This window comes from Burkholderia perseverans, assembly GCF_022870505.1.
GTDB lineage: Bacteria > Pseudomonadota > Gammaproteobacteria > Burkholderiales > Burkholderiaceae > Burkholderia > Burkholderia plantarii.
Window position 1 is genome coordinate 2,719,518 of sequence record NZ_CP045093.1, and the last position, 25,113, is coordinate 2,744,630.

At 69.9% G+C, this 25,113-nt stretch carries 19 protein-coding genes and 1 tRNA gene; 15 read left to right on the plus strand and 5 right to left on the minus strand.

Features of this window, described 5'->3' with window-relative positions; translation table 11 throughout:
• The first annotated feature begins 18 nt into the window (after positions 1-18).
• The 4 genes from BpN12_RS11220 to otsA all read left to right on the plus strand — a co-directional run bounded on the left by BpN12_RS11220 (position 19) and on the right by otsA (position 4,564).
• Complete coding sequence (locus BpN12_RS11220) at positions 19-1,548, plus strand: sensor domain-containing diguanylate cyclase (protein WP_246792671.1); 1,530 nt, start codon at positions 19-21, stop codon at positions 1,546-1,548.
• 222 nt (positions 1,549-1,770) lie between these two features.
• Complete coding sequence (locus tag BpN12_RS11225) at positions 1,771-2,229, plus strand: zinc-finger-containing protein (RefSeq protein ID WP_246792673.1); 459 nt, start codon at positions 1,771-1,773, stop codon at positions 2,227-2,229.
• A gap of 452 nt (positions 2,230-2,681) precedes the next feature.
• Complete coding sequence (locus BpN12_RS11230; RefSeq protein ID WP_242468579.1) at positions 2,682-2,942, plus strand: hypothetical protein; 261 nt, start codon at positions 2,682-2,684, stop codon at positions 2,940-2,942.
• A gap of 215 nt (positions 2,943-3,157) precedes the next feature.
• Positions 3,158-4,564, plus strand: coding sequence for an alpha,alpha-trehalose-phosphate synthase (UDP-forming) (gene otsA / locus BpN12_RS11235; RefSeq protein WP_246792675.1), 1,407 nt, complete (start codon positions 3,158-3,160; stop codon positions 4,562-4,564).
• 349 nt (positions 4,565-4,913) lie between these two features.
• On the opposite strand, the gene BpN12_RS33500 is transcribed toward otsA, so the two are convergent.
• Positions 4,914-5,696, minus strand: coding sequence for a hypothetical protein (locus tag BpN12_RS33500; protein ID WP_483298940.1), 783 nt, complete (start codon positions 5,694-5,696; stop codon positions 4,914-4,916).
• Between the two features lie 268 nt (positions 5,697-5,964).
• On the opposite strand from BpN12_RS33500, the gene BpN12_RS33505 reads away from it, so the two are divergent.
• The 7 genes from BpN12_RS33505 (at position 5,965) to BpN12_RS11270 (ending at position 17,439) form a co-directional block, all read left to right on the plus strand.
• Entirely contained in the window at positions 5,965-7,134 is a 1,170-nt protein-coding gene (locus BpN12_RS33505) for a collagen-like triple helix repeat-containing protein (RefSeq protein ID WP_342346190.1), read from the plus strand.
• Between the two features lie 97 nt (positions 7,135-7,231).
• Positions 7,232-8,500, plus strand: a complete 1,269-nt coding sequence (locus BpN12_RS11245; protein ID WP_246792678.1) for a protein-S-isoprenylcysteine O-methyltransferase — start codon at positions 7,232-7,234, stop codon at positions 8,498-8,500.
• Between the two features lie 526 nt (positions 8,501-9,026).
• Positions 9,027-12,842 (plus strand): nitrate reductase subunit alpha, encoded by a 3,816-nt coding sequence (locus BpN12_RS11250; RefSeq protein WP_246792679.1) that lies wholly within the window; start codon positions 9,027-9,029, stop codon positions 12,840-12,842.
• Positions 12,839-14,377, plus strand: a complete 1,539-nt coding sequence (gene narH / locus BpN12_RS11255) for a nitrate reductase subunit beta (protein ID WP_246792680.1) — start codon at positions 12,839-12,841, stop codon at positions 14,375-14,377. Before BpN12_RS11250 ends, narH begins: the two co-directional genes overlap by 4 nt.
• A gap of 32 nt (positions 14,378-14,409) precedes the next feature.
• Positions 14,410-15,249, plus strand: coding sequence for a nitrate reductase molybdenum cofactor assembly chaperone (gene narJ, locus BpN12_RS11260; protein ID WP_425306309.1), 840 nt, complete (start codon positions 14,410-14,412; stop codon positions 15,247-15,249).
• On the plus strand, positions 15,246-15,929 hold the full coding sequence (narI, locus tag BpN12_RS11265) for a respiratory nitrate reductase subunit gamma (RefSeq protein WP_246792681.1): 684 nt from the start codon (positions 15,246-15,248) through the stop codon (positions 15,927-15,929). Before narJ ends, narI begins: the two co-directional genes overlap by 4 nt.
• A gap of 217 nt (positions 15,930-16,146) precedes the next feature.
• Positions 16,147-17,439, plus strand: a complete 1,293-nt coding sequence (locus tag BpN12_RS11270) for an MFS transporter (protein WP_246792682.1) — start codon at positions 16,147-16,149, stop codon at positions 17,437-17,439.
• A 179-nt stretch (positions 17,440-17,618) separates the two neighbouring features.
• Here the strand turns inward: BpN12_RS11270 and BpN12_RS11275 are convergent, their stop codons facing one another.
• Together BpN12_RS11275 and BpN12_RS11280 are read right to left on the minus strand one after the other, a co-directional pair.
• Positions 17,619-18,032: a DoxX family protein gene (locus tag BpN12_RS11275; protein ID WP_198256888.1), complete on the minus strand. Its 414-nt coding sequence runs from the start codon at positions 18,030-18,032 to the stop codon at positions 17,619-17,621.
• Between the two features lie 191 nt (positions 18,033-18,223).
• A complete protein-coding gene (locus BpN12_RS11280; RefSeq protein ID WP_246792683.1) occupies positions 18,224-18,949 on the minus strand; it encodes a pirin family protein in 726 nt (241 codons plus the stop codon).
• Between the two features lie 129 nt (positions 18,950-19,078).
• On the opposite strand from BpN12_RS11280, the gene BpN12_RS11285 reads away from it, so the two are divergent.
• From BpN12_RS11285 to BpN12_RS11300, 4 genes are all read left to right on the plus strand, one after another.
• Positions 19,079-19,987 carry a LysR family transcriptional regulator gene (locus BpN12_RS11285; RefSeq protein WP_246792684.1) on the plus strand — a complete coding sequence of 303 codons (909 nt, stop codon included), beginning with the start codon at positions 19,079-19,081 and terminating at the stop codon, positions 19,985-19,987.
• Positions 19,988-20,094: 107 nt separating this feature from the next.
• Positions 20,095-20,171, plus strand: a tRNA-Val gene (locus BpN12_RS11290).
• A gap of 304 nt (positions 20,172-20,475) precedes the next feature.
• On the plus strand, positions 20,476-21,714 hold the full coding sequence (locus BpN12_RS11295; protein ID WP_246792685.1) for an MFS transporter: 1,239 nt from the start codon (positions 20,476-20,478) through the stop codon (positions 21,712-21,714).
• 343 nt (positions 21,715-22,057) lie between these two features.
• Positions 22,058-22,591: a flavin reductase gene (locus BpN12_RS11300; protein ID WP_246792686.1), complete on the plus strand. Its 534-nt coding sequence runs from the start codon at positions 22,058-22,060 to the stop codon at positions 22,589-22,591.
• Positions 22,592-22,766: 175 nt separating this feature from the next.
• Here the strand turns inward: BpN12_RS11300 and bcmE are convergent, their stop codons facing one another.
• Positions 22,767-24,194, minus strand: coding sequence for a thiamine pyridinylase (gene bcmE / locus BpN12_RS11305; RefSeq protein ID WP_246792687.1), 1,428 nt, complete (start codon positions 24,192-24,194; stop codon positions 22,767-22,769).
• Positions 24,195-24,245: 51 nt separating this feature from the next.
• Positions 24,246-25,043 carry a bifunctional hydroxymethylpyrimidine kinase/phosphomethylpyrimidine kinase gene (gene thiD, locus BpN12_RS11310; protein WP_246792688.1) on the minus strand — a complete coding sequence of 266 codons (798 nt, stop codon included), beginning with the start codon at positions 25,041-25,043 and terminating at the stop codon, positions 24,246-24,248.
• Between the last annotated feature and the right edge of the window lie 70 nt (positions 25,044-25,113).

Consider the following 25,113-nt stretch of genomic DNA (forward strand, 5'->3'; position numbering starts at 1 on the left):
TCGTTTCGCCTGCTACTCATGCCCGATCGCCAGTCCGATTCGCCGCGCCGTCTGTCGAAGATGCATCCCGCGCGCCTGCTGACGCCCAATGGCGTCCTGATCGCCGGCGCGCTGCTGCTGATGTTCTTCTGGACCCTGAGCGCGCTCGTGCTCTACCAGTCGCGCTCGGATGCCTACCAGCGCGCGGAGGGCAATGCGCGCAACCTGGTGCTCGTGCTCGAGCGCGACATCGCGCGCAGCATCGAGCAATACGATCTTTCGCTGCAGGCCGTGGTGGACGGCATGCGCCAGCCGCAGGTGATGGCGCTGCCGCCGCATCTGCGCAACCTCGTGCTGTTCGATCGCGCCACCACCGGCCGCTATCTCGGCACCATCTACGTGGTCGACGCGCACGGCAACATCGTGCTCGATTCGCGCGCCGACACGCCGCCGGCCGGCAACTTCGCGATGCGCGAGGACATCGCGATCCATCGGGAGCAGCCCGACCTCGGCCTCTACATCAGCCGGCCGCTTCCCTCGCCGATGCATCGCGGCATGCCGATGCTCACACTGACGCGGCGCATCGACAACGAGGACGGTTCGTTCGGCGGCGTGGTGGTGGGCGCGCTCAGCATCGACTATTTCCGCTCGCTGCTCGACGGGCTGTCGGTGGGCCCGCACGGCTCGGCCTCGGTGATCGGCACCAGCGGCGCGCTGATCACGCGGCTGCCGTTCGACAGCGGCATGGTGGGCCGCGACGTCAGCAACACCACCGTGTATCGCGACGCGATGACCCGGCCGACCGGCTCGGTGGCCGGCTTCGCCAAGCTGGACGGCACGCGCCGGCTCTACGTGTTCCGCCGGCTGCCGACGCTGCCGATCATCGTCAACGTGGCGCCCGCCGAGGACGACATCTACATGGAATGGCGGCACCGCGCCGGGCGGCTCGGCGTGATCGTGGCGGTATTCTCGTTCGTCGTCTCGGCCGGCGCGGTGCTGCTGTCGCACGAGCTGCGCCTGCGCCAGAAGGCCGAGCTGCAGCTGCACCGGCTGGTGCGCACCGACGCGCTGACCGGGCTCGGCAACCGCCGCGCGTTCGACGCCACGCTGCACGGCGAATGGTTGCGGGCGCAACGTACCGGCAAGCCGCTGTCGCTGCTGTTCGTCGACATCGACCAGTTCAAGGCCTACAACGACCGCTACGGGCATCCGGCCGGCGACGACGTGCTGCGCGAGGTGGGCCGCATGCTCACGCAGTGCGTGCGGCGCCCGTCCGACAGCGTGGCGCGCTACGGCGGCGAGGAGTTCGTGGTGACGCTGCCCGACACCGACGCGGCCGGCGCCACCTATATCGGCGAACACGTGCGCAGCTCGATCTACGAACTCGCGATCCCGCATACGACGAGCCGCCACGGCCGCGTGACCGTCAGCATCGGCATCGTCACCTCGGGCGACACGTCGGTGGCGAGCGACGCCGCGTTCGTCAGCCTTGCCGACACCGCGCTCTATCACGCGAAAACGGCGGGCCGTAATCGAATCTGCGATCCGCAGGGCGTCGTGCTTGCCTGAGCGTGGGGTCGCTTGCCGGCTCGTGTGTGGGCACGGAGAGCGGAGAGCGATCCCGGATGACGGTCGGGCGGCGCCCAGCCCGGCCCGCCAACTCGCGCGGCCGGCGTGACGCGGCGCACGGCCCGCTCGCCATGGACTTCGTCCCTCCATGCGGGCCGCGTGGCGAGATCCGTATACTGTGCGCTGGCTCCACTCCGATCCCGCTCGCCCGATCCCCCCGTCATGCGCGTTGGCCGCCCCGTTCCCGCCCTGCCTCAACCCGTCTGCGACTATTGCGGCGCGAAGGCGCAACTCGCGCGCTTCGGCGACGCCGCCTATCCGTATCGCGACGAGCACGGCGAGCTGTGGATCTGCCCGCCCTGCGACGCCTGGATCGGCGTGTTCCCGCGCAGCCGCCGCCACGTGCCGCTCGGCCGCCTCGCCAACGCCGAACTGCGGCAGGCGAAGTCGGACCTGCACGCGGCGCTCGAACCGCTCGTCGCCGCCAAGGTGCGCCGCGACGGCTGCAACGCGTTCGAGGCCCGCGCGCGTGGCATCCGCTGGCTCGCCATCCAGCTCGGCCTCGATCCGGCCAGCTCGATCCACAGCTTCGACACCGGGTCCTGCCGCGCGGCGATCGCGCTGGTCGCGGATTTCCTCGCGAACCGCCAACGCGGCGGGGCGCCCGATCCGGCAAACTGACGTTCTGCCACGCCGGGCGCCCGCGGCGGCCAAAAAAGCCGCCAACCATCCCATCTTTCGGGCACGCAGATTGCTATACACCAGCCGCCGTTGACGCGCCGTATCGGCGCCCGCGGCCCGCCGCGCCTGCCTCGCGCCGATCGATCCGGTGTTTTCGATGCATCGCACCATCGCCGCGCCCTCACCGGCTTTCGGCTCCGTCGGCCGCCACGATCGCCGCCCGCGCAACCGCATCTTTGCTGCGTCCGACCATTTTTTTGCGAGCCGTTTACGCGCATCCGCGTAACGTGAGGACGTGTTCGTTACCGCGGCCCGCCGCCTCCGTCATGCCCGTCCATCGCGCCACCACCTCGTCCTCCCCGTGCGCCTCCACCACGCCGGCCCTGCGCGCGCCGCGCCCGGTCGTCGCCATCGGCCCGACGCGCGCCGCCCGGCCCGCGTCGCAGTCCGCCATGGCAGCCGCCCGCGACGGCGCGCCCCGCGTGCTGCTGCCCGTCACGCTCGAAGGCACCGCCGACTACCTCGGTACGCAGCGGCGCGCGCTGCTGCGCTCGCCGATCGGCGTCTACGTCTCGCATATCGACGCGCATCGCGACCGGATGGCCGTCTGGTTCGACCTCGCCCGCGCCGATCTGAACTTCGCGATCCATACGCTGCTGACGACGGTGCCCGATGCGACGCTCGGCTGCTTGCGCAAACGCGCGCCTTATTGATGGTGTACGCTGAGTCCATCCGTCGTCCGTTCGCGGCGCGACGCACCGTGCGTCACGCCGTGCCAGCGTGACGGCACACCCCGCAGCCGCCACCGTCGTGCCGGCCCCGCGTCGCCGGCCCGTCCCGTCCGACCCGCCTCATCCGGCCCGCCCGCGCGACGCGTTCCGCGGGCCGGTCGCGCCATCATTCGCCATCGCTATCAGGAGGTATCTCTGTGGGCCGTCTCATCGTCGTATCGAACCGCACCGCCGATCCGGACAACGAAGCGCCGGGCGGCCTGGCCGTCGCGCTGAACGAGAGTCTGCAGCAGCGCGGCGGCATCTGGTTCGGCTGGAGCGGCAAGCTCACCGAAGCCGACCCGGCAACCCAGGAAGTGCAGACGCGCGAAGTGGGCAACATGCAGCTCGCGACCATCGACATGTCGCAGCGCGACTACGACGCGTTCTATCTCGGCTACTCCAACAACGTGCTGTGGCCGGTGTTCCACTACCGGCTCGACCTCGCGAACTTCGACGTGCAGTTCAGCGACGGCTACCGCCGCGTGAACCGGCTGTTCGCGCAGAAGCTGATTCCGCTGCTGCAGCCCGACGACGTCCTGTGGGTCCACGACTATCACCTGATCCCGCTCGCCACCGAGCTGCGCGCGCAGGGCTGCCGCAACCGCATCGGCTTCTTCCTGCACATCCCCGTGCCGCCGCCGCAGATCATGGCCGCGATCCCCGAACACGAATGGCTGATGCGCTCGCTGTTCGCCTACGACCTGGTCGGCTTCCAGGCCCATACCGACGTCACGCATTTCGTGCGCTACGCCGAGGCCGAGGCCGATGCGCAGCTGATCGACGGCGAGCGGCTGCGCGCGTTCGACCGCACGATCCGCGTGGGCGCGTTCCCGATCGGCATCGACGTGGACGGCTTCGCGCAGATGGCCACCGACGACGACGGCCTGAACGTCTACGAGCAGATGCGCGACGAGTATTCGCGCCGCAAGCTGCTGCTCGGCGTGGACCGGCTCGACTACTCGAAGGGGCTGCCGCAGCGCGTGCAGGCGTTCCGCGAGATGCTCGACCGCTATCCCGAGATGCGCCAGAGCGCGACGCTGATCCAGATCGCCGCGCCGAGCCGCGAGGACGTGGACGCCTACGACCAGCTGCGCCAGGAAATGGATTCGCTGTGCGGCTCCGTGAACGGCGACTACGGCGAGCTGGACTGGATGCCGGTGCGCTACATCCACCGCAGCCTCGATCGCACCTCGCTGCCGGGCCTCTACCGCGCGAGCCGCGTCGCGCTCGTCACGCCGCTGCGCGACGGCATGAACCTGGTGGCCAAGGAGTTCATCGCCGCGCAGGACGCGAACGACCCGGGCGTGCTGGTGCTGTCGCGCTTCGCCGGCGCCGCCGAGCAGCTGACCGACGCGCTGCTCGTGAACCCCTACGACGTCCAGGGCACCGCGCGCGCGATCCACGCCGCGCTGACGATGCCGCTGGACGAGCGCGTGCGGCGCCACACGGCCCTGCTCGAGGAGATCCGCAAGCACGACGTGCATTGGTGGAGCAACGGCTTCCTCGACGCGCTCGACGACGCGCCGATCCCGCCGACGCGACGGCCGGCGGGGCTGGTTTGACGGCGTAACGACGCCGCGATCAGACGCGGCGGCGGATGGCCGCCGCGCGGGTCGCGGCGCCCTCGGGCGCCGGTTTGCACCGTGCCTGTCCCGCGTCGCGCGCGGTGCCGGGTGCGCGTTCTCCCTGCCTCCCTGTTGCGCCCGCGTCGCGTTAGCGCCTCTCGTTTCTTCTCCCGTATTCGTTGCGCTTGCCTCGCCTGCCGCCAGTCCGCTGGCGCAACGGCCGGGCGCGCATGGCGCGGTCCCGTGGCGTGGCCGGATAGCCGCCGATCGCGCCGGCCGCATCGCATCGGCGAGCGCGGCCTGCGATCGACGGCTCCGTGACCGGCAATCTCCACGCGCCGGCCCGTTACGGCATCGTCATGCGTGTTACGTAGCACGGCCGGGAACATCGGGCCGCCGCCGTCGACGATGCGCCGTGAAAACCGCATCTATCGCCGGATATCACGTCCCGGAAAGCAGGAAATTCGACGAATCGCGGCATTCTTGACGCACGATCGGCATGGCTCGACTTTTGCAGCTTGTCCCTCGGGAAATCTCTTTTCTGCGAGGACGCCATGCACACGCTACTCAACAAAACCGCGATCGCAATCGGCATATCGTCGATGCTCGCCCTGCAAGGCTGCGGCGGCAGCGACGCGCTGACGACGCCGAGCGGCGGCAACCTCGGCGTGCAGTCGACGTCGGGAGCCACCTCGGGCACGACGTCGGGCACCTCGGGCGGAACTTCGGGTGGGTCGTCGGGGACTTCGGGAGGATCGTCGGGCGGGTCATCGGGTACTTCCGGGACTTCGGGCACTTCCGGGACTTCGGGTACTTCCGGCACCTCGGGCACCTCCGGGACTTCGGGCACCTCCGGGACTTCGGGCACCTCCGGCACCTCGGGCACCTCCGGTACCTCGGGCACTTCCGGTACCTCGGGCACGTCCGGGACTTCGGGCACCTCCGGTACCTCAGGCACTTCCGGTACCTCGGGCACGTCCGGGACTTCGGGCACCTCCGGTACCTCGGGCACTTCCGGTACCTCGGGTACTTCGGGCACCTCCGGGACTTCGGGTACTTCCGGTACCTCGGGTACTTCGGGCACTTCCGGCACCTCCGGGACTTCGGGTACTTCCGGCACCTCGGGCACTTCCGGGACTTCGGGCACCTCTGGTACCTCGGGCACCTCCGGGACTTCCGGCACCTCGGGCACCTCCGGGACTTCTGGCACTTCCGGTACCTCGGGCACCTCCGGGACTTCGGGCACCTCCGGTACCTCGGGCACTTCAGGTACCTCGGGCACTTCCGGGACTTCCGGTACCTCCGGCACCGCCAGCAACCCGCTCGGCACGCTCGTCACCCAGCTCGGCAACGTCGTCACCGCGACCGGCCAGACCGTCGTCGACGGCGGCCAGGCCGTGGAAGCCAGTTCGCTGCCGCTCGCCGCCGGCACGACGGCCAATGTCGGCAGCGCCGTGTCGAGCCTCGGCAGCGGCGTGGTCTCGCTCGGCAACGGGCTCGCGGCCGGCCTCGGCCAGGTCGGCACGTCGGCGAATCCGCTCGGCCCGACGCTGGGCTCGGCCGCCAACCTCGTGTCGGACGCCGCGACCGCGGTCCAGTCGCTCGGCAACGGGGTGGCCCAGCTCGGCGGCGGCCCGCTCGCGCCGCTCGCGCCCGTCACGCAGACGCTCGGCTCGGTCGTGAGCTCGGTGGGCAGCGTGGTCGGCAGCGTCGGCACCGGCCTCGGCACCACGCTCTCGAGCGCGCCGGTGCAGCAGATCGAGACGCAGGTCAGCTCGCTGATCAACCCGATCACCAACGCCGTCTCCAGCGTGACCCAGACGGTAGGCACGGCCACCGGCCTCGGCGCCCCCGTCAACAGCCTGCTCGGCACGCTCGGCGCGGGCCTCGGCAGTGCCGGCACGGCGGTGGCCAACGCCAGCGACAACCAGGTCGGCAAGGATCTCGGCAACGTGGTCACGCAGCTCGGCAACACGGTTACCAATACGGGCGGCCTGCTGACGGGCTCGACCACCAATCCGCTCTCGCCGCTGCTGAACCTGACCGGCTCGCTCGGCCTGAACCTCGGCCTCGGCGCCACGATCGGCGGCACCAGCGGCACCAGCGGCAGCAGCTCGTCGGGCTCGACCTCGGGCGCGGTGCCGGTGGCCGGCCTCGGCGCGCTGCTCACGCCGGTCACGAACCTGCTCGGCGGCCTGTCGGGCAGCGCCGGCGGCTCGGCCAGCGGCGGCGCGACGGCCGGCCTCGGCGGCCTGCTCTCGCCGGTCACGAACCTGGTCGGCTCGCTGACGGGCGGCGTGCAGGGCTCGCTCGGCGGCACCAGCGGCGCGGCGGCCGGCGCGGGCGGCACGCTGACGGGCGCCGTCACGGGCGCGGCCGGCACCGTTGCGGGCGCAACCGGTTCGGCCACCACCACCGCCACCGGTGCGGTAACGGGCACGGCCGCCGGCGCCACCGGCACGCTGGCCGGCACCACCACGGCCTCGGGCAGCGCCTCCACGGGCCTGCTCTCGCCGGTGACGAACCTGGTGGGCGGCCTGCTCGGCGGGCTCGGCGGCAAGAAGTAGCGCAACCGCCGCGCAACACGCGGCACCCGGCGGCCGGACACCTACACACCAACAGCCCGGCCGCCGCATCGCAAGATGTCATATCACGAGGCATGACATGAACTCCACCATCGACGGCGTCGCCGACGCCCGGGCCCGGCCGCCCCGTTCCGCCACCCCGTTCACGGTCGGCCTGGCCGGCATCGCCGCCGCGCTGGCCACGCTCTGGTTCTCGCGCGACGGCACGCTCTTGAGCGGCGCCGGCCGCGGCTTCGCCGCCTGCTTCGCGATCATCGCGGTGGTCGCCGCCTACGAGCTGTTCGTCGCGCGCGCCTACCTGCGCCCGAGCGCCGGCATCGCCGGCGACGCGCTGCGCCCGCTCAGCTTCGCGCGCGTCGCGCTGCGGCTCGCGGCACTCGGCTCGATCTACGCGGGCATCGCGTTGCTCTACTGGCTGCTGCCCGAATATCACGGCGATTTCTACCGGCCGTTCTGGCAGCTCTGCGCGATGCTCGCGCCGTATTTCGCGGTGGCCACGCCGCTCTATTTCGCGTGGATGGACACGCGCCAGCGCGAGATCGACGACGCCTATCTGGCGTGGGCGCGCTTCGTGTTCCGCCAGCAGCGCCCGGAAAATTGGGCGCCGGTGCGCGAGCTGCTGGCAGGCTGGGCCGTGAAGGCGTTCTTCCTGCCGCTGATGTTCGTCTACGTCTCGACCAACGCCGACCACCTGGGCGCCTCGCTGCTGGCGATGCAGGCCGCGCCGCAATCGCTCGCCACGTTCCGCTTCCTCTACGAGCTGGCGTTCACGATGGACCTGCTGTTCGGCTCGGTGGGCTATCTCTGCACGTTCCGGATCCTCGACAGCCACGTGCGCACCGTCGAGCCGACCACGCTCGGCTGGCTCGTCGCGCTGCTCTGCTACCAGCCGTTCTGGTCGCTGGTCTCGGACCACTACATCCGCTACGAAGGCTCGCTGTTCTGGGACAACTGGCTCGCCCACGTCCCGGCGATCCAGTTCGCGTGGGGCGCGGTGATCATCGCGCTGGTGCTCTGCTACGCGATGTCGACGATCTCGTTCGGGCTGCGGTTCTCGAACCTGACCAACCGCGGCATCATCACGTCCGGCCCGTACCGCTTCACGAAGCACCCGGCCTACCTGACCAAGAACCTGTCGTACTGGATGATCTCGGTGCCGTTCGTCGGCGCGCTCGGCTGGCAGGTGGCGGTGGCGCACTGCGCGGCGCTGCTCGCCGTGAACGGCATCTACTTCCTGCGCGCGAAGACCGAGGAGCGCCACCTGATGCGCGACCCCGACTATCGCGCCTACGCCGACTGGATCGCGCAGCACGGGCTGTTCGCGCGCCTGCGGCGGCTGGGCGGCTGACCGGCCGGCCGCCTTATCGGCCCGCTCCACGCAGGCCGTCGCTCCGCGGGCGCCGCGCCCGCGTTCTGCTCTCCATTCTCACCGCGCGGCGCGCCACCCCGCCACCGCATCGCGTGCCTCGCTTCGCGCGACCGAAGCTGTCCGCTCCCCGTCCGGTTTTCTCATCATTGATTGACGCAAATCAATTGCGGCATCGATCAATCTCGAATTTCGCCGCTCCATCCGCGACGCATTTCATCAAGTCTTCCCCCCTCGAGAAATCGAATAAAAAGCCGCGCGCCGATTCATCCATCGACATGTCGTCATATACAAAAAAATAGGTTGAAACACGCCTGCGGTGTCACGCCGATTTCACAGATTGTCTCCCTATCCCGGCACAATCCGGCGAATTGATCAAACTTTGATATATCTCCCGTCTTGTTGCGGAGCACAACACCAAGCCGCCGGCGCTCGTTATATCGTCGAATTCGCATTAACCGAAACCAATAAGCGAAGTCTGGCAAACGTACCCGCATACGAGGTTTTCATGAGTCATTTCGTCGATCGCCTGCGGTATTTCACCGCAACTCGACAACCGTTCTCCCAGGGTCACGGCGTATCGACCGACGAGGACCGTACCTGGGAGGACGGATACCGCAAGCGCTGGCAGCACGACCGGATCGTCCGCTCGACGCATGGCGTGAACTGCACCGGCTCCTGTTCGTGGAAGGTCTACGTGAAGGGCGGCATCGTGACCTGGGAAACCCAGCAGACCGACTACCCGCGCACGCGTCCCGACATGCCGAACCACGAGCCGCGCGGCTGCGCGCGCGGCGCCTCCTACTCCTGGTATCTCTACAGCGCGAACCGCCTCAAATACCCGCTGGTGCGCGGCGCGCTCATGAAGCTGTGGCGCGAGAAGCGCGCGACGCTCGCGCCCGTCGAGGCATGGCGCGCGATCGTCGAGGATCCGCAGGCACGGCGCGCCTACCAGGCCCGCCGCGGGCTCGGCGGCTTCGTGCGCGCGGGCTGGAGCGAGGTCGAGGAACTCGTCGCGGCCGCCAACGTCGACACGGTGAGCCGCCACGGCCCCGACCGCATCGCCGGCTTCTCGCCGATCCCGGCGATGTCGATGGTGTCGTATGCGGCCGGCTCGCGCTACCTGTCGCTGCTGGGCGGCGTGTGCCTGAGCTTCTACGACTGGTATTGCGACCTGCCGCCCGCCTCGCCGCAAACCTGGGGCGAGCAGACCGACGTGCCCGAATCGGCCGACTGGTACAACTCGACGTTCATCGTGATGTGGGGCTCCAACGTCCCGCAGACGCGCACGCCCGACGCGCACTTTCTCGTCGAGGCGCGCTATCGCGGCACCCAGGTCGTGTCGATCTTCCCCGACTACGCGGAGGGCGCGAAATTCGGCGATCTCTGGCTGCACCCGAAGCAGGGCACCGACGCGGCGCTCGCGCTCGCGATGGGCCACGTGATCCTCAAGGAATTCCACCTCGCCGGTCGCAGCGCCTATTTCCTCGACTACTGCCGGCGCTTCACCGACATGCCATGCCTGGTGCGCCTCGTGCCGCATCGCGACGGCGGCTACGTGCCGGAACGGCTCGCGCGCGCGAGCGACTTCGACGGCGCGCTCGGCGAGGCCGACCGCGCCGACTGGAAATGCGTGATGATCGACGAGGCGAGCGGCGATTTCGTCGTGCCGAACGGCTCGATCGGCTTTCGCTGGGCGAAGGACGGCGAGGCCGACCGCGGCAAGTGGAACCTGCGCGAGCAAACCTCCGGCGGCGCCGCGCTCGCGCCGCGGCTGTCCTGCACGATCGACCACGACGAAGTGGTGGACATGCTGTTCCCCTACTTCGCGAACCAGCCGCACGCGCATTTCGCGCCCACCTCGCACGGCTCCACGCTGTCGCGCCGGATCGGCGCGCGGCGCGTGGCGACACCCGACGGCGAGATGCTCGTGACCACCGTCTACGATCTGTTCGTCGCCAACTACGGGCTCGACCAGGGTCTCGGCGGCCGCGACGTGGCCGCCAGCTACGACGACGACCTGCCCTACACGCCGGCCTGGCAGGAAGCGATCACCGGCGTGCGGCGCGAGGATGCGATCGCGGTGGCGCGGCAGTTCGCCGAAAACGCGCACAAGACCGAAGGCAAGTCGATGGTGATCATCGGCGCGGGACTCAACCACTGGTTCCACATGGACATGTCGTACCGCGCGATCATCAACATGCTGGTGATGTGCGGCTGCATCGGCAAGTCGGGCGGAGGCTGGTCGCACTACGTCGGGCAGGAGAAGCTGCGGCCGCAGACGGGCTGGACCGCGCTCGCGTTCGCGCTCGACTGGTCGCGCCCGCCGCGCCAGATGAACGCCACCTCGTTCTTCTACGCGCACACCGATCAATGGCGCTACGACACCATGGATCCGCGCGCGCTGCTCTCGCCGCTGGCCGAGCGCGACCGCTTCGACGCCACGCCGATCGACTACAACGTGCGCGCCGAACGGATGGGCTGGCTGCCGTCGGCGCCGCAGCTCGCGGCCAACCCGCTGCGCGTGGGCGCCACGCTCGGCGATGCGGCCCAGGCCGGCGCCGAACTGGCGCGGCAGCTCGCGGCGGGCACGCAGCGGCTCGCCTGCGAGGATCCCGACGCGCCCGCCAGCTTCCCGCGCAACCTGTTCGTCTGGCGCTCGAACCTGCTCGGCTCGGCCGGCAAGGGCCACGAGTATTTCCTCAAGCATCTGCTCGGCACCACGCACGGCGTGCAGGGCGAGGATCTCGGCGCGACGGGCGGCACGCGGCCGAGCGAGGTGACATGGCACGACGAGGCGCCGCGCGGCAAGCTCGACCTGCTCGTCACGCTCGACTTCCGGATGTCCACCACCTGCCTCTACTCGGACGTCGTGCTGCCCACCGCGACCTGGTACGAGAAGGACGACATGAACACGTCCGACATGCATCCGTTCATCCATCCGCTGTCGGCGGCCGTCGATCCGGCCTGGCAGGCCCGCAGCGACTGGGAGATCTTCAAGGGCATCGCAGGGCGCTTCTCCGAACTCTGCGAAGGCCATCTCGGCGTGGAGCGCGACGTGGTGCTCGCGCCGATCGCACACGATTCGCCGGGTGAACTCGCGCAGCCGCACGACGTGCGCGACTGGAAGCGCGGCGAATGCGAACCGGTGCCGGGCCGCACGATGCCGGCCGTGACGGTGGTCGAGCGCGACTACCCGGCCACGTTCCGGCGCTTCACCTCGCTGGGCCCGCTGATGGACCGGCTCGGCAACGGCGGCAAGGGCATCGGCTGGGATACGCGCGACGAGGTCGCGCTGCTCGGCGAACTGAACCGGCGCACCGCCGCCGCGTCGACTCCGCCCGCCACGGCCGCCGACTCCGCCAGCGCCGCACCCGGCTCAAACGACGCCACGCGCGGCCGGCCGCGCATCGACAGCGCGATCGACGCGGCCGAGGTGATCCTCTCGCTCGCGCCGGAAACCAACGGCGAAGTCGCGATGAAGGCGTGGCGCGCGCTGTCGGCCATCACCGGCATCGACCACACGCATCTGGCCGTCGCGCGCGCCGACGAGAAGATCCGCTTCCGCGATATCCAGGCGCAGCCGCGCAAGATCATCTCGTCGCCGACCTGGAGCGGGATCGAATCGGAACACGTCTCGTACAACGCGGGCTACACCAACGTCCACGAACTGATTCCGTGGCGCACGCTGTCGGGCCGCCAGCAGCTCTACCAGGATCACGCCTGGATGCGCGCGTTCGGCGAATCGCTGTGCGTCTACAAGCCGCCCGTCGACACGCGCAGCTACCAGGGACTGCTCGGCACGCGCTCGAACGGCAACCCCGAGCGCGCGCTGAACTTCCTCACACCACACCAGAAGTGGGGCATCCACAGCACCTACACCGACAACCTGCTGATGCTGACGCTCTCGCGCGGCGGCCCGATCGTCTGGATTTCGGAGGACGACGCGCGCGCGCTCGGCGTGGCCGACAACGACTGGATCGAATGCTTCAACACCAACGGCGCGCTGTGCGCGCGGGCCGTGGTGAGCCAGCGCGTGCCGGCCGGCATGGCGATGATGTACCACGCGCAGGAGAAGATCGTGAACGTGCCGGGCTCGGAGATCACCGGCACGCGCGGCGGCATCCACAACTCGGTCACGCGCGTCGCGCTGAAGCCGGCCCACATGATCGGCGGCTACGCGCAGCTCTCGTATGGCTTCAACTACTACGGGACCGTCGGCTCGAACCGCGACGAATTCCTGATCGTGCGCAAGATGAATCGTATCGACTGGCTCGATGGCGAAACCGCCACGGCCGACCTGCCTGCCGGAGAAACGCGATGAAAGTCCGTGCCCAGATCGCGATGGTGCTGAACCTCGACAAATGCATCGGCTGCCACACCTGCTCGGTCACCTGCAAGAACGTCTGGACGAGCCGCGAAGGCGTGGAATACGCCTGGTTCAACAACGTCGAGTCCAAACCCGGCGTCGGCTATCCGAACGAATGGGAAAACCAGCAGCGCTGGCACGGCGGCTGGCAGCGCCACGCCGACGGCCGCATCACGCCGCGCGGCGGCAACCGGCTGCGCGTGCTCGCGAAGATTTTCGCGAACCCGGACCTGCCCGAGATCGACGACTACTACGAGCCGTTCACGTTCGACTACGCGCACCTGCACGGCGCCGGCTCCACCAGCGCGCCGCCGGTGGCGCGGCCGCGCTCGCTGGTGAGCGGCCGGCGGCTCGAGAAGATCGAGGGCGGCCCGAACTGGGAGGAGATCCTCGGCGGCGAGTTCGAGAAGCGCGCCCGCGACGCGAACTTCGAGGCCGTGCAGAAGGAGATCTACGGCCAGTTCGAAAACACCTTCATGATGTACCTGCCGCGGCTCTGCGAGCACTGCCTGAACCCGGCCTGCGTCGCGTCGTGCCCGTCGGGCTCGATCTACAAGCGCGAGGAGGACGGCGTGGTGCTGATCGACCAGGACAAGTGCCGCGGCTGGCGCATGTGCGTGTCGGGCTGCCCGTACAAGAAGATCTACTACAACTGGAAGAGCGGCAAGGCCGAGAAGTGCATCTTCTGCTATCCGCGCATCGAGGCCGGCGAGCCGACCGTCTGCTCGGAAACCTGCGTGGGCCGCATCCGCTATCTCGGCGTGCTGCTCTACGACGCCGACCGGATCGGCGAGGCCGCCGCCGTCGAGCACGAGACCGATCTCTACGAGGCGCAGCTCTCGGTGTTCCTCGATCCGCACGATCCGCTCGTGATCGCGCAGGCCGAACGCGACGGCGTGCCGGCCGCCTGGCTCGACGCGGCGCGCCGCTCGCCCGTCCACAAGATGGCGATCGACTGGAAGATCGCGTTCCCGCTGCACCCGGAATACCGCACGCTGCCGATGGTCTGGTACGTGCCGCCGCTCTCGCCGATCAACGCGGCGGCCAACGGCGGCACGCTCGGCATGCACGGCCTGCTGCCCGACGTCGGCTCGCTGCGCATCCCGCTGCGCTATCTGGCGAACCTGCTGACGGCCGGCGACGAGGCGCCGGTGAAGCTCGCGCTCGAACGGCTGCTGGCGATGCGCAGCTTCATGCGCGCGCGCCACGTGGACGGCGCGAGCGACGCCGACGCGCGCGCCGTGCTCGACCAGGCCGGCCTGTCGGTCGCGCAGGTCGAGCAGATGTACCGCTACCTCGCGATCGCCAACCACGAGGATCGCTTCGTGATCCCGAGCAGCCACCGCGAATACGCGGAGGACACCTTCGACCTGCGTGCCGCCTGCGGTTTCTCGTTCGGCAACGGCTGCTCGGACGGGCGCTCCGGCACCGGCCTGTTCGGCTCGGCGAAGCCGCGCCAGACGATCCCGATCCGCGAGGTGACGCGATGAGCCCGATGCCTTCCACCGCCATGCCTTCCGCCGTGGAGCCTGCCGCCGCCGTGCCAGCCGCCGCCGTGCCAGCCGTTGTCGTGCCGTCCATCACCTATGCGGCGCTGTCGATGCTGCTCGACTATCCCGACGCGGCGCTGCTCGACGCGCTCGATTCGATCGACGCCTGCCTGCGCGAGCAACTCGGCGCGCGGCCGGCCACGGTTGCCAGCGTGGCCGGCCTCGCGCGCTTCCACGCCTATCTGCGCGGCCACGACCTGCTGACGCTGCAGGAGAACCACGTCGGCCTGTTCGATCACGGGCGCGCCACCTCGCTGCATCTGTTCGAGCACGTCCACGGCGAATCGCGCGACCGCGGCCAGGCGATGGTGGACCTGCTGCAGACCTACGAGCGCCACGGGCTGTCACTAAACCCCGGCGAACTGCCCGACTACCTGCCGGTGTTCCTCGAATACCTGTCGCGGCTGCCGGCACCGGAGGCGGCCGCGCTGCTCGGCGAGACCGCCGCGATCCTGCTCGCGCTGGCGCAGCAGCTGGCGCGGCGCGGCAGCCATTACGGCTTCGTGCTCGGCGCGCTGCTGCCGCTGGCCGGCATCGCGCCCGGGCAGATGCCGCCCGCGCCGGACGCGCCGGTGGACGACGCGGCAGCCCCGCCGACGCCGGCCGATCTGCGCGAACTCGACGCGTCCCATGCCGACGCGCCGGTGCGCTTCGGCGGCGCGGGAGCCGCGGCGCCGAAGCCGGCGCCCGGCGGCGAACCCACCTCAGTACCGGGCGCCCCCGAACCCGACACGCAACCGATCCATTTCCACGCCCGGCGCCCGGCCGCCGGCCACGATCCGATCCGATCCTCCGCGAGGGGACAATCATGAGCGCCTATTCGACCTACTTCCTGTTCGACATCTATCCGTATCTCTGCCTCGCGGTGCTGCTCGTCGGCAGCCTGATCCGCTTCGATCGCGACCAGTACACCTGGAAGAGCGACTCGTCGCAGCTGCTGCGGCGCGGCGCGCTGCGCCTGGGCAGCAACCTGTTCCACTGGGGCGTGCTGGTGGTCGTGGTCGGGCATTTCGCCGGCTTCCTGATGCCGCACTGGCTCGTCTCGCCGTTCCTGTCGGCGTCGCAGCACCAGCTGATCGCGATGGTCGGCGGCGGCACGGCTGGCCTCGCCGCGTTCGTCGGCATCACGATCCTGATCGCGCGCCGGCTCGGCGACGCGCGCGTGCGCCACCAAAGCCGCCATCGCGACATCCTGATCGTGCTGATGCTGTGGGCGCAGCTCGCGCTCGGGCTCGGCACGGTGGTGCTGTCGACGCGCCACATGGACGGCGCGATGTTCATCCAGCTGACCGACTACGTGAAGGGCATCGTCACGTTCCGCCCCGACGCCGCGAACCTGCTCGTGGGCGTGCCGCTCACCTACCGGCTCCACATCCTGCTCGGCTTCACGATCTTCCTGGTCTCGCCGTTCACGCGGATGGTCCACATCTGGAGCGGCATCGCCTCGCTCGGCTACCTGCTGCGCCCTTACCAGCTCGTGCGCAAGCGCTGAGCACGGCCATGCGCGCCCGGCCCCGGCTCACGGCCGGCGCGTGCGGCGGGCCGCCGGTGCCGATGCTGCGCCGGCCGGGCCGCGATCGTCGCGCCGGCCGGATCCACCTCGCCCGAAATCGCACTGCTCGAATCCACGCCAGCCGCCGCGCCGCGAATACGTCGCGGGCGCGGCGGCGGCCCGGCGAACCTCGCCTCAACCACACGGAGTGTCGTGTATGACTCGTCAACTCAACGCCGGCTCGTCGCCGGATGCGCAGACGATCCCGCTGCGCGCATGGTCGGTGCTCTTCGCGAGCACGCTCGCGTTCATGGTCTGCTTCGTCGTCTGGATGATGTTCGGCGTGCTCGGCGTGCAGCTGCGCGCCGACCTCGCCCTCAACAACTTCGAATTCGGCCTGCTGACCGCCACGCCGGTGCTGACGGGCGCGGTGATGCGCCTGCCGCTCGGCATCTGGACCGACCACTTCGGCGGGCGCGTGGTGATGACCACGCTGCTGGTGGTCTGCGCGGTGCCGGTGTACGGCATCAGCTATGCCACGCAGCTCTGGCAGTTCCTCGTGATCGGCCTGTTCCTCGGCTGCGTGGGCGCCTCGTTCGCGGTCGGCACGCCCTACGTGGCGCGCTTCTTCCCGCCCAAGCGGCGCGGCTTCGCGATGGGTTTCTTCGGCGCGGGCACGGTGGGCGCGGCCGTCAACCTGTTCGTCACGCCGTCGCTCGAAGCGGCCTACGGCTGGCGCTTCGTGCCGCGCGCCTATGCGGTGGTGCTGCTCGTCACGGCGGTGATCTTCTGGTTCGCCGCGGCGCGCGACCCCGGCGCGGGCGCGAAGGGCGGCTCGCTCGTCGCCTCGTTCCGCACGCTGCGCGACCCGCGCGTCTGGCGGCTCTGCCAGTACTACTCGGTCACGTTCGGCGGCTTCACCGCGCTCTCGCTGTGGATTCCGCAGTACGTGACGCGCGAATACGGCATCTCGCTGGTGGCCGCCTCGGCCTTCGCGGCCGGCTTCTCGCTGCCGGGCTCGGTGCTGCGCGCGCTCGGCGGCGCGCTGTCGGACCGCTTCGGCGCCCACGCGGTGACCTGGCGCGGCCTGTGGATCGCCTGGGTCTGCCTGTTCCTGCTGTCGTATCCGGCCACCGATTTCGTGATCCACACCATCGACGGCACGGCCCGGCTGCATATCGCCATGCCGCTCGCCGGCTTCGTCGCGCTGACCTTCGTGCTCGGCGTGGTGTTCGCGTTCGGCATGGCTTCCACGTTCAAGTACGTCGCCGACGATTTCCCCGACAGCATGGGCGTGGTGACCGGCATCGTCGGGCTGGCGGGCGGCCTCGGCGGCTTCCTGCTGCCGGTGCTGTGGGGCGCGCTGCTCGAGTTCATCCCCGTGCGCACCACCTGCTTCATGCTGCTCTACGGCATCGTGTGGGTGTCGCTGATCCTGCTCTACGTGTCCGGCGTGCGGCACACTCCGCTGACCGGCGCGGCGCCGCCCGCGGCCGGCGAGACGCGCTGAGCCCACACGCGACACGGCCCGCCGGCGCGGGATCGCGCGGGCGGGCCGATGGTTGGCTGGCCGACGGCTGCGGACCGGTGATGGCGGGCCGATGAATGCGGCCCGCCAAGTAAGGGCCGGTGAATATGGCCTGACAAGTGCGGCCCGCCGAACGCGGGCCGGTTGCCGTGCGCGCCGCCTCAGCGGCCGTCGATCGAGAAGCGCCCCGGGCCGGTCACGGCCAGCGCGAGCAGGCCGCCGACGATGCTGACGTTCTTGTAGAAGTTGATCAGGTTCGCGTAGTGCTCGGCGCCCGTCATGGTCCAGTAGTGATGGCCGATGAACGCGGTGCCGAGCGTGTAGAGCGCGAGCAGCAGCGCGAGCGGGCGCGTGTAGAAGCCCAGCACGATCAGCAGCCCCACCGCGAACTCCATCACCACCGCGATGATCGCCGACAGCTCGGGCGCCGGCGCGCCCACGCTCGCCATGTAGCCGACGGTGCCGGCAAAGCCGGTCAGCTTCTGCCAGCCGAACAGCACGAACAGCACCATCAGCAGCACGCGGGCGAGCAGCAGCACGCCGTCTTTCTGTTTGTCGAGGGAGAGGTAACGCATGGTCTTGATCCTTTGTTTGACGATGTCGAATGATGCCTTGCGCCGATGACGGCCCCGGTTTCGAGACAAGGAACGCGAGGTCGGCCCCGCGTCCCGCCATCATCAGCCGCTTAGTCCTGCAAATCAATAACGAAACACGATGGACCCGGCCGGACCGACACGGGCCGGCCCAGGTCGCGCCGGGCCAGGTTTCAGGCCCAGTCGGCCGTCACGTCGAGCGGGCGCAGGTCGAACACCAGCACCTCGGCGTCGCGGCCGGCGGAGAACGTCAGCGTCCGCTCGTCGCGAATCCGCGCGCCGTCGCCCTCGCCGAGCGTGACGCCGTTCACCGCCACGCTGCCGCGGGCCACGTGGACATAGCCGAAGCGGCCTTCCGGCAACTCAAGGCTGGCCGTTTCGTCGCCGTCGAACAGCCCGGCGTAGATCCGCGTGTCCTGGCGGATCGCGAGCGACCCGTCGGCGGCGTCGGGCGACACCACCAGCTGCAGCCGGCCGCGCTTGCGCGCCGCGTCGACGCTGGCCTGCTGGTAGCGCGGCTGCGCACCCTTCTCCGACGGCCCGACCCAGATCTGCAGGAAGTGGACGCCGTCGTCACGCGAGTGGTTGAACTCGCTGTGCGCGACGCCCGTGCCGGCGCTCATCAGCTGCACGTCGCCCGGCACGATCACCGAGCCGGTGCCCATCGAATCCTTGTGTTCGAGCGCGCCTTCCAGCACGTACGAGAGGATTTCCATGTCGCGGTGCGGATGGGTGCCGAAGCCGCGGCCCGGCGCGACGCGATCGTCGTTGATCACGAGCAGGTCCGAAAAGCCGACCTGCTGCGGATCGTAGTAGTTGGCGAACGAGAAGGTGTGGCGGGAGCTGAGCCAGCCGTGTTCGGCACGGCCGCGGTCGCTGGCGTTTCTGACTTCGATCATGATGAATCTCCGGTTGAGCCCGCCGTGTCCCGTTGACATGGCGTTGCTCGATGGGATGCATCTTAAGTCAACCATCTTGATGAATAAATCGCCCATGAGATAATCATCGTCCTATTTTGGTGGACAATCATGCAACTCGACGATCTCCGCATCTTCATCGCGACGGTGGACGCCGGCAGCTTCACCGGCGCGGCCGACAAGCTGCTGCTGTCCAAGCAGTTCGTCAGCCGGCGCATGGCCACGCTCGAGGCGGCGCTGCGCGTGCGCCTCCTGAACCGCAACACGCGCAAGCTGGCCGTGACCGAATCGGGGCAGACGTTCTACACGCACGCGCAGCGGATCCTGGCCGAGGTCGCGCAGGCCGAGGAAGCGATGTCGGCCCGTCATACCGAGCTGCACGGCTCGCTGAAGATCAGCGCGCCGATGTCGTTCGGCATGAGCCACCTCTCGCCGCTGATCGCCGAGTTCCTGGCCGCGCATCCGGCGGTGCGGCTCGACGTCGAGCTGAGCGACCGGCGCGTGGACCTGATCGGCGAGGGCTTCGACCTCGCGCTGCGGATCGGCGCGCTGGCCGATTCGACGCTGGTGGCGCGCACGCTCGGCACGCTGCGCATGATCGCCTGCTGCAGCCCCGCCTACCGGCGCCTGCACGGCGAGCCGGCCACGCCGGCCGACCTGCATGGCCATGCCTGCCTGCTCTACGGGCAGGAGCTGCGCGACGGCTGGGAATTCGATACCGCCGGCGGGCGGCGCGCCTATGACGTGCAGGGGCCGCTGGTGGCCAACAACGGCGACGTGGTGCGCGACGCGGCGATCGCCGGGCTCGGCATCGCGCTGCTGCCGCAGTTCATCGTCGGCCCGGCGCTCGCGCGCGGCGAGCTGGTGGCGATCCTCGGCGCGCACGCGAGCCCGCCGCTGCGGCTCAGCGCGGTCTATCCGCAGCACCGGCAGGGGTCGACCGCGATCCGCACGCTGCTCGCATTTCTCGAGACACGCCTGGCCGATGCGCTCGGCGCGCAGCCCGACACGGCGCACTGAACGCAGCACGGCAGGCACCCGCGAAACCGGCGGCGGGCAGCCCGCGTGAAATCGCGATCGGGCGCTTGCAACATCGCACGGGCCTCTCTATAATTCGCGCCTCACGCAGGCTCGTAGCTCAGTTGGTTAGAGCACCACCTTGACATGGTGGGGGTCGTTGGTTCGAATCCAATCGAGCCTACCAACGCATCCGGCAGGACGGCAGGCGCCACGCTCCACGAAAAGCGCGGCACCGCCGTCCGGTGCCTTTCCTGTTCAGTCGCCCCTCTCGCTTCCCGTCGTCCCGCTTCCGTTCCGTTCGCCGTTTCCCCGGCCCGGACGACGGCCCGCGCATGCGCCGCGCCATGACTCTCCCGCCCGGCCGCCAGACATCGGCATCCATCATTCCGCAAGCCCGCGCGAACTCATCTACACTTGCCGTTTTGCGATCTGCGGCAAGCTGCCGCAGATCGTTCCACGTTTCGTTTCGCGTCGATCGCCTTTCGTCCATGCCCGAGTCCACCGACCTGTCCGGCCCTTCTCCCCACGCGCTTCGGCAAGCCACGTTCCAACGCTTCTGGAGCGCGCGCGTGCTGTCCTCGATCTCGTTCCAGATGCTGTCGGTCGCGATCGGCTGGCACATCTACGCGCTGACGAAAAGCGCCTACGCGCTCGGCCTGGTCGGGCTCGCGCAGTTCCTGCCGATGTTCGTGCTGACGCTGGTGGTGGGCCACGTCGCCGACCGCTATGACCGGCGCCGCATCGTCGCCACCTGCCAGACGCTGCTCGCGATCGCCTCGGCGGTGTTCCTCGCCGGCACGCTCGGCGGCTGGCTCAACGCGTCGATGATCTACGCGCTCGCCGTCTGCCTCGGCGCGGCGCGCGCGTTCGAGAACCCGACCGTCGCCTCGCTGCTGCCGGCCGTGGTGCCGCGCGCACAGCTGCCGCGCGCCACCGCGCTGTCCACCTCGGCCACCCAGACCGCGCTGATCATCGGCCCGGCCGCGGGCGGCCTGCTGTACGGCGTCGGGCCGAACGTGGTGTACCTGATCGGCATCGTCTGCTTCGGCTGCGCCGCCTACCTGATGGGTACGTTGAAGCTGACCAGCAAGCCGGTGCCGCGCGCGCCCGTCACGCTCGAATCGGTGTTCTCGGGCATCGCCTTCATCCGTCGCGAGCCGGCGATCCTCGGCGCGCTGTCGCTCGATCTGTTCGCCGTGCTGTTCGGCGGCGCCGTCTCGCTGATGCCGATCTATGCGCGCGACATCCTGCATGCCGGGCCGTGGGGGCTCGGGCTGCTGCGCTCGGCGCCCGCCATCGGCGCGCTGGCCGGCACGCTCTGGTTCGCGCGGCACCCGATGCGCAAGCGCCCGGGCATCGCGATGTTCGGCGGCGTGGTGGTGTTCGGCCTCGCCACGCTGGTGTTCGGGCTGTCGACCTGGCTGCCGCTGTCGATCGTCTCGCTCGCCACGCTCGGCGCGGCCGACGTGATCAGCGTGGTGGTGCGCTCCTCGCTCGTACAGCTGCGCACGCCCGACGAGATGCTCGGCCGCGTCAGTGCCGTCAACGCGCTGTTCATCGGCACCTCGAACCAGCTCGGCGAATTCGAATCGGGCATCACCGCGGGCTGGTGGGGCGCACAGCCGGCCGTACTGATCGGCGGGGCCTGCACGATCGCGATCGCGCTGCTGTGGACGCGGCTGTTCCCGTCGCTGCGCACCATGCGCTCGCTCGAGGCGGAGAAGTAGACGGCGCGCGGCGCCCGGACGCCTCAAAGGCGCTTCACAGCCGGCTTCGCGAGCCGGTGCCGCCCTCACCGCCCTCACCACGTTCCCGCGCCAACGCGCTCACGCGGCGGCCACCGCTCGCCGGCCGGCGCCCCAGCCGATCGCGCCCGGCCCGCTTGCTCGGCATTCCTCGACGCGGCGCGGCACAGGCGCGGCCCGGCGTCGACCAAAACCCCGGTATGCAAGGGGTTTCCCCGATTTTTCCGACGAGACGCGCGACACTGCCGGTCCGGCCGGCGAATTCCGCGGCGCAGCATTTCACGCCGCCCGTCGTTTCGTCATGCTTTTCGATTCAGGAGTTCTCATGACCGACCCTTCGCGCGCGAGTGCCGACGACGATGCCCGCACGCTGTTCCGCCACGCGATGGCGCATCTGGGCGCCGCCGTCAACGTGATCACGACGGCCGGCCCGCACGGCCGCTGCGGCGTGACCGCGAGCGCCGTCTGCTCGGTCACCGACACGCCGCCGACGCTGCTCGTCTGCCTGAACCGCAGCAGCAGCACGCACGCGACGTTCACGGGCCACAGCTCGCTCTGCGTGAACGTGCTGCCGGCCGAGCACGAGCCGCTCGCCCGCCACTTCGCGGGCCTGACCAACCTGCCGATGGACGCGCGCTTCGGCCAGACCGGCTGGGACGAAGGCCCCGGTGGCCTGCCGGTGCTGCGCGACGCGCTGGCGAGCGTGCAGGGCACGATCGTCGAGATGAAGGACGTGGGCTCGCACACGGTGCTGTTCGTCGAGGCGACGGCGATCCGCGTGCGCGGCGAAGGCGATGCGCTGATCTACTTCGGACGCGCGTTCCATCGCGTCGGCAAGGCGGTGGCCGAGCAGGACTGAGCGTGGACGGCGCCTGGGCGGGACGGCGTGTTGCGGCACACGGGCCGCCGCCGCATCGCACCAAGGCGGCCCGCGCACCACGCGAGAGCCGCTCCCTCAACATCGCTGAAGGCGCCGCTCCGCTACCGGGGCCGCCGCATCTCCACCGCCAGCCAGCCGCGCCCGCGCCGCCCCGTCAGTGCGCGAACTTCCCGAACTTCAGCGTCCGCGCCGCCGGCACCATCGAGGCCGTCGGCGCCGAGGTCGGGCAGGTGTTGCAGCCGCACGCCGAGGTGCCGGCCGGCGCGGCCGGCTGGCGGTTGGTCCACTGCCCGTTCCAGCCGCCCTGCGCCGAGCACACGGCCGGGCAGACCGCCTGCGCGGCGCGGTAGTCGGCGATCGGCCGCGTGGTGTCGATATCGCAGCCGCACACGTAGTTGGCCTGCGCGCTCTGCTGGATCGGCGGGCTCATGGTGTCGAGCCAGTTGCGGGCCTGCGCGTCGAGCTTGAACATCTCCGGCTGGCCGGCGGCGTCGAGCAGCGCGTTCATCTTCGCGTACAGCGGATAGCTGGCCGCCAGCGTGTCGAGCACGCTGCGCCGCGTGGCGAACAGGTATTGCGGCACCGCGCTGGCGTCCGGCCCGATGCTCTCGAGCATGGTCGTCGAGGCGGCGATCACGTTGGCGAGCTGCACCGCCAGCGCGCGCGTGCCGCGCAGGTTGGTGGTGGTGTTCACGCCGATCACGTCGGCGTAGAACAGCGGCGGCTCGGCGTGGTCGGACAGCGGCATGATCTTGAAGTCGATGTCCTGGCGCGTCGCCTCGCTCATCGCCGACATCGACTCGGAATAGCCGATCACCGCGCGCCCCTCGCCGTTGCTGAACCAGACCGAGCGGTCGTACTGCCCCGGCAGGCTCGCCGTCGCGTTCGGGAAGCTGGCCATCGCGAGCAGCGTGCGCAGGCTCGCCACCGCGTCCGGATCGAGCTGCGCCGCGCTCCACGGCAGCGGCAGCGGATAGGCGCCGTTCTGGCTGTGCGCCGCGTCCAGGTACAGCGCGCTGCTGGTGGTGCCGCCCGACATGTCGAGCATCAGCCCGCGCCGGTCCGGCGGCATCTCGCTCGTATAGGTGCATTGCTGCAGCGCCGCGTGGACCTGCGTGAGCGTGGTGGCGGCCGCGAGCGCCGCGTCGTTCTTGTGATAGAAGAGCAGGTTCGCGCAGCCCAGCTGCGGCAGGCTGTAGTAGCGGTCCCCCACCTTCACGCCGTCGATCGCATAGGGCAGGTAGTCGCCGATGTTCTGCACCTCGCTGGCCGCGAGCGGTTCGAGCCAGTTCTTGCTGCGGAAGTAGTCGAAGAAGATCGCGTCGTAGATGTAGACGTCCGCGCTCGCGGGCGGATCGCCCGAATAGCCGCCGTCCCACTCGCTATCAGGTACGAACTGCAGCGCGATTTCGGGGTGGACCTTCTTCCATTCCGTCTCGATCGCCTGCTGGAACTGATCGACGCGGGGCACCCAGGGATAGAGCGCGACCGTCAACTGCTGGGGCGCGCCGGCAAACGCGTGAGGCAGGATCGCGAGCCATAATCCCAGGGCAAGCATGAAGCGGCAGAACATTCGACGCATGATTTTTCCTTGGTTTTTGATGCGCCGGTACCCCGGCAGGATCGTCCGGCGCTAACGCCAGAGCGCGTGAAAATGGTGGGCCGGCCCACGGCCGTGGCCGACCTCGAGCCGCCAGGATTCCGCCAGCGCGCCGCTCAGGTAAGCCTTCGCGCGCCGCACGCTCTCCTCCATCGGGTGATGCGGCAGCAGCGCGGCAACCGCCGCCGACAGCGTGCAGCCGGTGCCGTGATCGTTGCGCGTCGCGATGCGCGGCGCGGCCAGCTCGGTGGTGCCGTTCGCGCCGAACAGCAGGTCGGTGCTGTCCGCCCCCGACAGGTGGCCGCCCTTGAGCAGCACCCAGCGCGGGCCGAGCGCATGCAGCGCGGGCAGCGCTTCGTGCATCGCCGCCGGCGAGGCGGGCGCCGGCCGGTCGAGCAGCACGCCGGCCTCGGGCAGGTTCGGCGTGATCAGCGTGGCGATCGGCACCAGCCGCTCGCGGATCGCCGCCACCGCGTCGGGCGCGAGCAGTTGGTCGCCGCTCTTGGCCACCATCACGGGATCGAGCACGATGGTGGTGACGCGATGGCGGGCCAGCGCCGCGGCGACGGCCTCCACGATCTCCGCGGTGGCGAGCATGCCGAGCTTCACGGCGTGCACGGTCACGTCGTCGAACACGGCGTCGATCTGCTCGACGATGAAGGCCGGATCGAGCGTCTGGAAGCCGCGCACGCCGCGGGTGTTCTGCGCGACCACCGCCGTGATGACCGACATGCCGTAGGCGCCGAGCGCCGAGAACGTCTTCAGGTCGGCCTGGATGCCGGCGCCGCCGGTCGGATCGGTGCCGGCGATGCTGAGCACGTTGGCGATCATGGCGACGGCATCCGCTGCGCCGATGCGCGTCCGCGCGGACGCCTCATCCTGGTTGTACGCGCAACCAGTC

Coding starts and splice junctions, on each gene's coding strand:
- bcmE (WP_246792687.1), bottom strand. CDS start 24,194: ATGCGTCGAATGTTCTGCCGCTTCATGCTTGCCCTGGGATTATGGCTC.
- BpN12_RS11275 (WP_198256888.1), bottom strand. CDS start 18,032: ATGCGTTACCTCTCCCTCGACAAACAGAAAGACGGCGTGCTGCTGCTC.
- BpN12_RS11280 (WP_246792683.1), bottom strand. CDS start 18,949: ATGATCGAAGTCAGAAACGCCAGCGACCGCGGCCGTGCCGAACACGGC.
- BpN12_RS11295 (WP_246792685.1), top strand. CDS start 20,476: ATGCCCGAGTCCACCGACCTGTCCGGCCCTTCTCCCCACGCGCTTCGG.
- narH (WP_246792680.1), top strand. CDS start 12,839: ATGAAAGTCCGTGCCCAGATCGCGATGGTGCTGAACCTCGACAAATGC.
- BpN12_RS11245 (WP_246792678.1), top strand. CDS start 7,232: ATGAACTCCACCATCGACGGCGTCGCCGACGCCCGGGCCCGGCCGCCC.
- BpN12_RS11300 (WP_246792686.1), top strand. CDS start 22,058: ATGACCGACCCTTCGCGCGCGAGTGCCGACGACGATGCCCGCACGCTG.
- BpN12_RS11270 (WP_246792682.1), top strand. CDS start 16,147: ATGACTCGTCAACTCAACGCCGGCTCGTCGCCGGATGCGCAGACGATC.
- BpN12_RS11230 (WP_242468579.1), top strand. CDS start 2,682: ATGGCAGCCGCCCGCGACGGCGCGCCCCGCGTGCTGCTGCCCGTCACG.
- narI (WP_246792681.1), top strand. CDS start 15,246: ATGAGCGCCTATTCGACCTACTTCCTGTTCGACATCTATCCGTATCTC.
- thiD (WP_246792688.1), bottom strand. CDS start 25,043: ATGATCGCCAACGTGCTCAGCATCGCCGGCACCGATCCGACCGGCGGC.
- BpN12_RS11225 (WP_246792673.1), top strand. CDS start 1,771: ATGCGCGTTGGCCGCCCCGTTCCCGCCCTGCCTCAACCCGTCTGCGAC.
- BpN12_RS11285 (WP_246792684.1), top strand. CDS start 19,079: ATGCAACTCGACGATCTCCGCATCTTCATCGCGACGGTGGACGCCGGC.
- BpN12_RS11250 (WP_246792679.1), top strand. CDS start 9,027: ATGAGTCATTTCGTCGATCGCCTGCGGTATTTCACCGCAACTCGACAA.
- BpN12_RS11220 (WP_246792671.1), top strand. CDS start 19: ATGCCCGATCGCCAGTCCGATTCGCCGCGCCGTCTGTCGAAGATGCAT.